This is a genomic window from Bradyrhizobium liaoningense, from assembly GCF_018130785.1.
Classification (GTDB): domain Bacteria; phylum Pseudomonadota; class Alphaproteobacteria; order Rhizobiales; family Xanthobacteraceae; genus Bradyrhizobium; species Bradyrhizobium liaoningense_A.
In genome coordinates, this window is the sequence record NZ_JAFCJT010000003.1 from 396,064 (window position 1) to 406,595 (window position 10,532).

Consider the following 10,532-nt stretch of genomic DNA (forward strand, 5'->3'; position numbering starts at 1 on the left):
AACGCCGGGGAAGCCACTGGGTCAGTTGCGCTGCCGCGATTGACTTGGCTGTTCAGCAAAAGCCGCGAACGTCATATAGTGAGGGCTATCAAGACCAATACATTGCTTGTCAGGCAAAGGGAGGGATCCATGCGGAAGTCCCTGTTCTTCGTCATCGCAGCCGGTGTCGGCCTATCAGGACCACAGGCTCTGGTCGCGCAGGACGATGTAGATCAGCAGCTCGGCAGCGTTCATTTCCAGACCTCTTGCAACGATGTGGCCCAGCGTCGTTTCGATCGCGGGATGCGCTATCAACATTCCTACTGGTACGCCAACGCCAAGGAGATCTTCGAGGATGCCATCGAGGCTGACCCGACATGCGGCATGGCCTATTGGGGCATTGCGCTCACCTACATGGACAATCCGCACAACGCGATTCCAAAGCCGAACCTGGCGCCGGGCCTCGCCGCGATCGTGAAGGCCAAGGAGATCGGCGCCGCGACCGAGCGCGAACGCGATTACATCGATGCGCTGATGGTGATGTATGCCGATTACGACAAGATCCCTCACGTCCAGCGCATGCGCATGCTGCGTGACGCGCAGGCGCGCGTCGCGGCAAAATATCCAGACGACGACGAAGCCCAGATCGCCTACGCCATTACGCTCAATACGTCGGCGGATCTGAACGACAAGACCTACGCGCAGCAAATGAAAGGCGCGGCGATCCTCGAGCCGATTTCCAGGCGGCTGCCGCTGCATCCGGGCGTGACGCATTATCTGATCCATCTCTACGACTACCCGGCGCTGGCGCAGAAAGGGCTCGATGCCGCCAATCGTTATGCCAAGATCGCACCGGCCGCGCCGCACGCCCAGCACATGCCCTCCCACATCTACACACGCGTCGGCTATTGGAAGGAATCGATCGACTCCAACACCGCTTCCGTGAAAGCCGCGATGGCCGAAAAATCGGTCGGCAACTACCTGCATGCGCAGGACTACATGGTCTATGCTTACCTGCAGCTCGGCCAGGACAAGCAGGCGCGTGCCGTCATCGACGACATGATCAAGGAGACCGACTTCAAGGCGACGGTCGCAGCGGCAGATTACGCGCTGGCGGCGTCTCCGGCGCGTTATGCGATCGACCGCAGCGATTGGGATGGTGCCGCGCAGCTGCCGGTCAGGCCGAGCAACCTCAACTTTGCGATGGCGGTAACGCATTTCGCCCGGGCCCTCGGCGCGGCACATTCCGGCAAACCGGAAGCCGCAAGGGCCGACAGCCAGAAGCTGGCGGAATTGCGCGACAAGCTGCAGGACGCCAAGGACAATTACTGGTCCGGAATCGTCGACATCCAGCGTCAGGTCGCCGTCGCCTGGGTGCTTTACGCCGAGGGCAAGTATGACGAGGCGCTCAATGCGATGAGTGCCGCGGCGGATGCAGAGGACAAGACGGAAAAGCACGTGATCACGCCCGGACCACTGGCGCCGGCGCGCGAGCTTTACGGCTTCATGCTGCTCGATCGCGGCATGGCCAAGGAGGCACTTGCTGCATTCGAGGCAACCAAGGCGAAAGAGCCGAACCGCCTGCACGCTTTCGCGGGGGCGGCCAAGGCCGCCGAAACCCTTGGTGACAAGGAAGCGGCACGACAGAACTATCAACAGCTCGTAACGCTGACCGCCAGTGCCGATTCGGAACGCCCCGAGGTTGCGGCGGCGAAGAAATACCTCGCCAGCAACTGAGCCGGAACGAGAACGGTGCAGTGATGAGAAGGACAGCCGCCATCGCCGTCGCAGCAATCTCGCTGGGAAGCGCGCTGGCGGCATCGCTCTTGTGGCTCTATGTGCCACGGCATGCCGCCGCGACGTCCGCCACGCCGGTGTGGCAGGAGGTGACCTGGCCCTTCCCGATTGACCCCTGGGGCAAGGGAAAGTCGTTCCGCTGCAAGGCGGCCGATTGCGGTGTCGAGGTGACGCTGTACCTGCGCGCCAAGATAGGTCTTTGCAATTGCGCGACGGGCGTCGCCGATGATGATGACCTCGATCGTATGGGCGATACCGTTCTCCTGGGCGAAGTCTCTCCACTCGGTTCCGGCCATCCCATCAGGATTGCGTGGATGAACGGTCGCAGCCGCGCCTACACGCTCCACTCACGTGGTGCTCCCGGCAAAACGCTGGTGTCGGTCGTCTACAACGAGCGTTGCGACATGATCGCAGCGACCGCTGTCATTGGCCACGATCGGCCGGAGACCATCGAACCTCGCGTGATCGAGTTTCTCGGCAGCAGCACCGCGATGCACTGGGCTGAAGTCACACTGGGTCTGTGATTGACTGGGCCTTCCGGTCAGCAAGCATTTCAATGCCGCGAATGACCGCTCGCGACTTCGGTCGGCTCTTCAGCAGGTCGCCCGGCCGGCAATGCGCCGCCGGCCGGGCCGACACGCCACGCAAGGGATCAACTTCCTTCGTGCAGGACCCGTGGTCACCGTGCTGTCATGAGCCGGAAGTTCTAACGATGAGCTTTATGTTGAGCAGGTTGACGCCCTTGAACGGGTTCGGGACGCTTTCGATCGTTCCCGTACCCGTGGCGTTCGCATAGGCACCCGTGCCCGACAGGATCGTGTATTCGCCGGTTGATTTGCCGTCTTTGGCGATACCGGTGTAGCGCGCGGTAATCGAGCCTTCCTCGAACGTGTAAGTGCTGTAGCCGAAGAAGGGACCCGACCCTTTCAACAAGTCCGAACTATTGACGAACTCCTTCACTCCGATGCGGCCATCGTTGAAGACGGCGACCCCGAAGAATTTGCCAGACACTACCGTCTGTCCCTCGACGTTTGCGGCCTCTATGACCTTGAGGTCGAGCGGCTTCGTGATGAGCTTGAACTCAAGCACCCGCTCACCGGCTACAGCGCTTGACGCCGCGACGGCCAAAGCCACGCCAGAAAGGAAAAAGGTGAGAGACTTTCGCATAGGCTCCTCCTGCGCTTGTTGAACTCAAGTCAAGAAGTTCCGGCGAGCTGCACATCATGCCCCGGCTGTTCGCGGCGGCACGAACGAGAGCCCTCGGCGACGCCCCGGCGGCGGCTGAAGCTCTCTGTACCCCAAGGCGCGAAGCCGGGACGCAAGTATAAGTCCCAGGCGATGGGAGAAAAGTTCAGGTTTTCGCAAGGGTATAATATGCCGTCACTCGCGTGGGACTCTCCGCGGGTCGAAATAGCCGATCGGATCAAGCGGCCAGGCTTGCCTGGTACGCGTCTCCCGCATCTGGTCCTGTTCAAGGCATGCCTTCGAATCGGCCATATCCGGCGCAAGCGATCCCGATTGATCGTCCGACGTCGGCAATTGTGCATGGGGTTGTTTTCGGATGCCATCGACAGGAGCAATCCCATGTGCCTAAAGTGCTGATATCGATGGTCTCCAGCGTGTCCGCGAACAAAGCCCGATGGTTGGATGAGACGATTTCTGTCGGGAGCGTTGCCGTTCTACGCGCTGGCTGGACTGGCCATGTGCATGTACCTCGTCATGTACAAGGCGAATCTGTTCGACCTGAACGCCGTCGTCCAGGGCGCGACCGGTTCATGGTGGTTTCCGGTCTTCATGTTCGCCTGTGTGCTGCTGGAGTCGGTCTTCCCGTATTTCGGCTATTTTCCCGGAACCGCCCTCATCCTGATGTCCGTGGCGCTCAATCCGAAGCCCGCGGATGTCTCGGTTTTCATCATGGCGTGGCTGGCCATCATCGTCGGCGCCGTTCTGAGTTACGGACAGGCGCGCTTCTTCAGGCCGTTCCTGCAGCGGGTTGCCTCGAAGGCGGCGTTGAACCGATGCGAGTCGCTGTTCGACGCCTACGGTCCCTACGCGCGCGTCGCCCTGTTCGTTCATCCCAACGCGTCCGCGATGTATTTCACGGCGCTCGGACTTCTCGGCCGCAACCTGACGCGCGAGCTCGCCTATCTCTGTGCGGGCGCCGCGGCTGCCGTCGGCATCCTGTTCGTCATCGTGACCAGACTGGTGTCGTCCGCAGGCGCCACCGATGATGGGGAATTGCAGGTGCTGCTGGCATCATGCCTGGTCGCCATCGGGACCCTCGTCGGCCTCTACGCGGCCTGGCGGCCGGATCGGGCTGCTTGAAGCTTGATCGGGAAGATTGCGAAGCGGCTTTCCGGCCAGAGCGCTCGCTTTGAGCTTGGTCGGTCATGATCCATTTGCGGAAGCACCCAAGTCAGAGCCTGAACCAAGGCAGGGTGAGATAGACGCAAGCGATCATCGAGAGGATGGGAATTACCCACACCCATCCCGACCAGAAGTTTCGCACTGAACGTCCGGGTAACGACGTAGCAACGAGGGCGACGATCAGTGCCCCGAGCGCGGCCGTCGCGGCCCACCCGTACCAGTACATCGCGGGAGCTAGAAATCCCATCGCAGGGTCAGCAACGTCTCGCGAATGATGCGTGCCCGCCAGCACGATGCCGAGCGACGGGAAAACGGTGAAAAGAGCAAGGTCCTTTGCGAGCGCAACCACGTAGAGGAAGCCAAATGTCGTCCCAAACGCGAATGCAAAGCGGCGGAACGCAGCCGATAACGTCATGCGCCGAAACCTCTGATGTTGTTTACGACGTGACCAGTCAGGAATCCCCACCAGATGACAAAGGCGAGGATCGAGGTGAGCATCGTGCGCGTCTGAGCAGGCTCATCGGCATGCGGCCGTCGCCAGCAAACCCAGTAGGCTGGTAGCAACGCAAAACCGATAGCGGCGAAGTGCTCCTTGAGGTCGAAGAAGCCCAGGGCTGGCCAATGACCGGCGCGCTCTAACTCTGGCCTGATGTCGACGCGAAAATACAGATAGATGATCCCACCGAGCAGGATGGAGATGGCATACAAGACGACGACGGCGTCGGCGAACCGGGCCGATGGCACGGAGCGAAAGCGACCGAAAAACGAACTGGGGCGCATTCCCACAGTCGCCCACGTCGCCAAGGTCTGGTGCGTAATCGCGCCAAGCAGTGCGACGGCGACCAAGCCGTGAACAATCAGGAATACTGTTGCCAGAGCCTCACTCCCGGCCTATTGCCCGCTTGCTGTCATGTGAAGAGTTCCTCAGTCCCGAATGGCTCCGCCGACCACGGCCGGAAGCGATTGAGGGTGAACTTCGTCTTCTGGCCGGGTTCAACGTCCACCAGCACGTAGTTGTACTCCTCTTGCGGAGGCTGGCCCTTCCAGTAGAGGTCCTGCGGATAGTCGGCGGGCACCTTGATGCTGGTTCGCCCCGGCAGGATCGGGTCTTGTTCTGCGCCCCCGCCGCCCAGCATCAGATACTTCACCCCATCGACGTCGTAGATTTCCGTGGTGTGGACGTGCCCGTTCAACACGACCACATCCATGTCCCTGGCATACGACGCAATCACCTTGTGCGGGTTATCGGGAGCCGGGATCGGGCCTAAGCCTGACCGCGCAAACACGGGATAATGGAAGACGATGAACGTCTTCCGAATGCCATTGGCCCTCGCCTCGTCCATCCACTTTTGAAGCTGGGCCATCTGCTCGGCATATTTTGGCCGATCAGCGTCCCACAGCGACGGCGAACGATAATCGTACTTGCCACTCCAGAGATAGATGAAGCGGGTGCCCTTGAAGTCGAATTTGTAGATGAGGTTTTCCGGCGTGACGCCGAATTTTTTCAGATATGGCACAGCCGAAAGGACGCCCTCGATCTTTGGGTCGGCCCACACCTCATGATTACCCACACTCATGAAAAAGCGCCCATCCAGGCCGGCTGCGCGCATCTCGTCATCCGGCGCGGGTAGCTTCTTCAACATTGTTTCGTTCACGCGCTTCCAGTACGGGCTGTCACTCACGGTCAAGCCCTGATTGCCCCACCACACGGCGTCACCGCTATTGACCACGAATTTGGCGCGACCGGATTGAACGTCCTTGACGATTTCACGGGTCACCCATTCGCCGCCCTGAAGCCGGAACATTGTCCGATGCACTCCGGGAAGCAGTTTCACGTCTTCAACGGATGCCTCGGTGACCCAACCCTTGTCCACCGTCAGGGTCATCACTTCCGTCTTGGATGCGAACGGCATGACGACCTTGATCAGGTCTTTTGTGACCGGATCGAAGATCATCTTCACATCCTTCGCTACGACGGCCTCGGCGACCTTTTCCGGCATGACCAACCCGAACATCTCGACGAAGAACTTGCTGAGGTCCGGTTGTCCCTCTTTCAATGGGAGGTACATCATCGGTCGGGTATCGCCGACCGCAGCGAATGAAAAGCCGGCCGCTGCGGGAAGCGGTGCTTGCGCGGGCGTTGTCTGTGTCTGGGCACCGGCAACGCGTGGCACGGAGAATGCGGGCAGTGCGGCGAGTGCGCCTAGAACCAGGCGACGACTGGGCTCGTTACGCCAAGAGGATTGCATGATGATCACCCCTGATCGAGGAGAGGGAATGAGCCGCCGCATAGGGCGCGCAAACAGCCCGATTTGCCGGCCGTTTCCCGTAGACCTTCAGCGGCGGGCAAGCTTGATATAGATCAACGTCGTCACCAGCCGACGCGTCTGCAGTGGCGAGCATGACGTCGATAAAATTGCCGCTGTGGCTTCGCTTTTTCCTGCTTGTCGGCGTCGTCGCCTTTGCAGCAGGCGCAAGTCTTGTTGCCTATCGGTACTACAGCCGCCCGGTAACGCTGAGCGTGGCGGTCGGCTCGATCGACGGCGAGGCAGCCAAGGCAATGTCAGCGTTGGCGAGCGAGTTCGTTTCGACGAACGCGCCGGTGCGGCTCAAGGTCATTGACAGCGGCACCGTGCTTGAGGCCGCTAATGCCTTCTCCGCGGGCAAGGTCGATCTCGCCGTGGTTCGCGGCGATGTCGGAGACTTGTCGCATGCGCAAGCCGTTGTCGTCGTCAGCCATATGGTCGTACTGATTATCGCGCCGCCGGGATCGTCCATCGACAGCATAAGCAACCTGAAGGGACGCACGGTCGGCGTCGTCAGCGGAGCAGCGAACGCCAAAATTGTCGACGCGTTGACCAAGGAATATGATTTGACGAGCGCAAAAGTTGTATTCAAGAACCTTGCGTTGACGGATGTCCGGCAAGCCGTTCAGTCAAAACAGGTCAGTGCCCTGCTCGTCACGATCCCGCTCGCCGAAAAATACCTCTCGCTCGTTCGCGGATTTTTTCAGCTCGACCATAAGAAGGTCCCGGTACTGATCCCAATCGAGTCCGCCGCAGCAATTGCAGAAACTCAACGTGCCTTTGAAAGTTTCGACGTCCCGAAGGGCACGCTGCGGGGATCGCCGCCGGTCCCGGAAGATGACCTGACGACCCTAAGGACCTCGCTATACCTGGTTGCGCAAAAGAAGCTCGGCACTGATCTGGTAACCAGCCTCACGCAGGCGATCATGAGTGCGCGCAGGAATCTTCTACGCGAGCAGCCGATTTTCGCGCAGATCACCGCGCCCAGCACCGACCAGGATGCCTACCTTCCGCTGCACCCTGGCGCCGCAGCCGTCTACAACAGCACCACGCAAAGCTTCATGGATGAGTACGGCAACTGGATCTATTTGACGCCGATGGTACTGGGTGGCGTTGCCACCATGCTTGCGGCGGCGTGGAAATTCCTGGGCCTCGGCAGTCGCGCAGCCGAAGGTCCGCTCGATTCTCTCTACGCCCTGGCGCGCCGGATTCGGAAGGTCGATACGGAGGCTGAACTTTCGGATATCGAAGACGAAATCGACGGCATTCTAAAGGCGGAGCGCGCCAAATCCGCTGCTGGAGACGAGAGCGCGGTCGATGATGCCACATTGAACGTGGCAGCCCACCGGCTGGAGAACTTGATTCACGACCGACGCACATTGATCGCCAGGGGACCCGCAGTTGCCTCCGCGGCGTAGGCGACACAGCGCCAAGTCGCGACACGCCGCGGGACATACGGGTGAATCATGAATGCAATCGCACTATCGTGCATTACGTTTCTGTGCATCTCAGGCGGTGCCCTGCTCGGTATGTTCCTTCCTGGGCATCACCTGAGCACTGATGACAAGGATGTGGTCAGGCTGGGCACGGGCCTCATCGGGACGATAGCCGCGCTTGTCCTCGGCCTGCTGATCGCCTCGGCGAAGGGTTCCTACGACACGCAGAGCACTCAAGTCACGCAGATGACGAGCAATGTTGTCCTGCTCGACAATCTGCTGGTGCAGTACGGACCGGAGACGAATGACGAACGCAATCTATTGCGGCGCGCCATCGTTGTTTTAGCCGATCGAATGTGGCGCGAGAAAAGTTCCGAGGTCGCCAAGGCAAACCCATTCGAGGGGAGCGCCGCAAGCGAAGCATTCTTTGCGAAGCTTCAGCAGCTTTCGCCGCAGAACGATGCCCAGCGCTCCTTGCAGGCCAGGGCCATACAGATCGCCACCGACATTGCGCAAACCCGCCTGTCGCTGTACGCCCAGACGAACAACTCGATCCCCATGCCGTTCCTGGTGGTGCTGATTTTCTGGCTCACCATCATCTTTGGAAGCTTCGGCCTGTTTGCCAGACCCAGCGCAACCGTTTTCGGCTCGCTGTTCGTTTTTGCACTGTCGGCCGCCGGGGCGATCTACCTGGTCCTGGAGCTGGGGCAGCCATTTGCGGGTTTGATGCAGATTTCCAGCGCGCCACTGCGCAGCGCGCTCACGCCGCTCGGTCCCTGACGTTCGCACGCCTCGCAAGGAGCTTTCAGCGACTCTTGAAATCTGGGATCAATGGTGGGCGCACATGGGGTCGAACCATGGACCTCTCGCGTGTCAAGGCAAGCTAGTCGCTCGGTGGTGCGGGCCTCTCCTTGGATGATGACATCATGCCCCTGTTTTGCCCGACGCGTCAATCGGATTTCGGAAAATGCGGAACCCATTGATCCGACTGACGCCGGCTACTGTGCATGGGGTTGTTTTCGACTTTTTTGATGAGGCGGCCCAGAAAGCCGCCATGGCTCGACGATCGTCCGCCGGAGCAGACATGTGGCTGCAAGTCGCTTCGACCGGAGCCTTCACTGGACGTCTTCCACTTGCTCGGCATGATCAGGCGGAGTTGAGGCATGCCCCTCTCGAGCGCGTTTCGGGAGCGGCGCCTATTCACGCTACGAAGCGCCGTCGCGAACCTCGAACGAGTCCATCAATTCAAGGATACGCTGCTGCATACTGCGCCAATCGGCCACGTCCTCCGGTCGATGGCGGAAATAGAAATGCCGCCCCTTGTTGATGAAGCGGTGCTGACATGATTTCGGAATGGCGTCGGATGGCATGCCACAGCCGATCACCGTGGTGTTGATGCCATGACCGTCGGCATGAACAAGATAGCCATATCCGACATAATCCTTGCCATCCCCTGCCGTGCGTGACGGTCTTGGTTTTCGAGAGGCCGAACCCCGTGCTCTGCTCGACCACGTTCCTGCTGGGAGTCTCCCTTATCAGGCTTAACACCCATTCTGGATTCCACTCGACGAACACCCAGTTGCTGTCACGTTCCTCCGGCGCGAGGTCGCTCCATCGTCGACTGAGCGGCTGGAAGTCGGGCGCTGTCGTCGCGAGCCGCAAGGTGGGGCTCATCCCGCCGCTCCACTTTGCCTGCCAGACACTTGGGATGCGATAAGTATCCTGCGCAGAGTACCTCACGTAATTGCTGTCGGACGATTGGGGGATGAGCGCCAGCCGCTTACCCGCGAAGTCACGCACCGGCAGGCAGGTCACCGCCGGCCCACGGCCCTCGATTTGCCCGTTGAGCACGCCCGGCTCGAAGGTGCGGCGGCGATACGACCAGTGATACAGGCGTGGATTGGCAGCCTCGCCGACAACGAGGATGGCATGGTGCTGCATGTACAGCGGACCATCGCGCTTGGCCCACATTGTCAATGCTGACAAGTCGAGCCAGGAGCGGGCGGGGCGATAGTCGGAAGTCCTATCGGCGATTTGGATACAATACGGCTGGGATCCAGCGGCCTCTTCGGCTTCATAGGCGACAAGGAGTGATGTCGCAGCGCCCGCGACGATGACAACCGCGGTAACCACTAGAACCAGGCCGACGAGCTTTCGTGGTGATACCAACTCTATCCTCGCACACCGCAGTCGTGTTGCCGTGTAGCAGCGTAAGTTTATCGATCAGTTGGGCGAGAGGACGATTTTGAAAGGAGATGTTTAGATTTCGTTGACTCGATTCCGGCGACGGTGCTTGAGGTCACCTTCTGGCCCGTCGCGGACGATGTCGGTCGGTTGCCTAATTACTGCTCGGGAGAGCAAGGCGAACATCTGCACGCCTCGGCAAAGGAGCTTTCAGCGATTCTTGAAGTCTAGGCTGAATGGTGGGCGCACATGGGGTCGAACCATGGACCTCTCGCGTGTCAAGGCGGGCTAGTCGCTCGGTGGTGCGGGCCTCTCCTTGGATGATGCCATCATGCCCCTGTTTTGCCCGACGCGTCAATCGGATTTCGGAAAAGGCGTAACTCATTGATCCGACTGACGCCGGCTACTGTGCATGGGGTTGTTTTCGACTTTTTTGATGAGGCGGCCCAGAAAGCCGCCATGG

General features: G+C 60.1%; 10 protein-coding genes. 5 read left to right on the plus strand and 5 right to left on the minus strand.

What is annotated here, in order from left to right; genetic code table 11:
• The first annotated feature begins 129 nt into the window (after positions 1 to 129).
• Positions 130 to 1,716 (plus strand): M48 family metallopeptidase, encoded by a 1,587-nt coding sequence (locus JQ627_RS12220; protein ID WP_212484456.1) that lies wholly within the window; start codon positions 130 to 132, stop codon positions 1,714 to 1,716.
• Positions 1,717 to 1,739: 23 nt separating this feature from the next.
• Positions 1,740 to 2,300 (plus strand): hypothetical protein, encoded by a 561-nt coding sequence (locus tag JQ627_RS12225; protein WP_249143039.1) that lies wholly within the window; start codon positions 1,740 to 1,742, stop codon positions 2,298 to 2,300.
• 166 nt (positions 2,301 to 2,466) lie between these two features.
• Here the strand turns inward: JQ627_RS12225 and JQ627_RS12230 are convergent, their stop codons facing one another.
• A complete protein-coding gene (locus tag JQ627_RS12230) occupies positions 2,467 to 2,943 on the minus strand; it encodes a hypothetical protein (RefSeq protein ID WP_212484458.1) in 477 nt (158 codons plus the stop codon).
• 480 nt (positions 2,944 to 3,423) lie between these two features.
• On the opposite strand from JQ627_RS12230, the gene JQ627_RS12235 reads away from it, so the two are divergent.
• The gene (locus JQ627_RS12235; RefSeq protein ID WP_212484459.1) at positions 3,424 to 4,101 is read left to right on the plus strand and encodes a hypothetical protein; all 678 of its coding nucleotides are present in this window, start codon (positions 3,424 to 3,426) and stop codon (positions 4,099 to 4,101) included.
• 91 nt (positions 4,102 to 4,192) lie between these two features.
• Here JQ627_RS12235 and JQ627_RS12240 read toward each other — a convergent pair whose 3' ends face one another.
• From JQ627_RS12240 to JQ627_RS12250, 3 genes are all read right to left on the minus strand, one after another.
• Entirely contained in the window at positions 4,193 to 4,558 is a 366-nt protein-coding gene (locus JQ627_RS12240; protein ID WP_212484460.1) for a hypothetical protein, read from the minus strand.
• On the minus strand, positions 4,555 to 4,989 hold the full coding sequence (locus JQ627_RS12245) for a hypothetical protein (RefSeq protein ID WP_028170427.1): 435 nt from the start codon (positions 4,987 to 4,989) through the stop codon (positions 4,555 to 4,557). Before JQ627_RS12245 ends, JQ627_RS12240 begins: the two co-directional genes overlap by 4 nt.
• Before the next feature lie 62 nt (positions 4,990 to 5,051).
• A complete protein-coding gene (locus JQ627_RS12250) occupies positions 5,052 to 6,392 on the minus strand; it encodes a metallophosphoesterase (protein ID WP_249143040.1) in 1,341 nt (446 codons plus the stop codon).
• A 152-nt stretch (positions 6,393 to 6,544) separates the two neighbouring features.
• On the opposite strand from JQ627_RS12250, the gene JQ627_RS12255 reads away from it, so the two are divergent.
• Entirely contained in the window at positions 6,545 to 7,867 is a 1,323-nt protein-coding gene (locus JQ627_RS12255) for a TAXI family TRAP transporter solute-binding subunit (RefSeq protein ID WP_212484461.1), read from the plus strand.
• A 48-nt stretch (positions 7,868 to 7,915) separates the two neighbouring features.
• Positions 7,916 to 8,665, plus strand: coding sequence for a DUF4239 domain-containing protein (locus tag JQ627_RS12260; protein WP_212484462.1), 750 nt, complete (start codon positions 7,916 to 7,918; stop codon positions 8,663 to 8,665).
• A gap of 465 nt (positions 8,666 to 9,130) precedes the next feature.
• On the opposite strand, the gene JQ627_RS12265 is transcribed toward JQ627_RS12260, so the two are convergent.
• Positions 9,131 to 10,054: a hypothetical protein gene (locus JQ627_RS12265; RefSeq protein ID WP_212484463.1), complete on the minus strand. Its 924-nt coding sequence runs from the start codon at positions 10,052 to 10,054 to the stop codon at positions 9,131 to 9,133.
• Positions 10,055 to 10,532 lie beyond the last annotated feature (478 nt).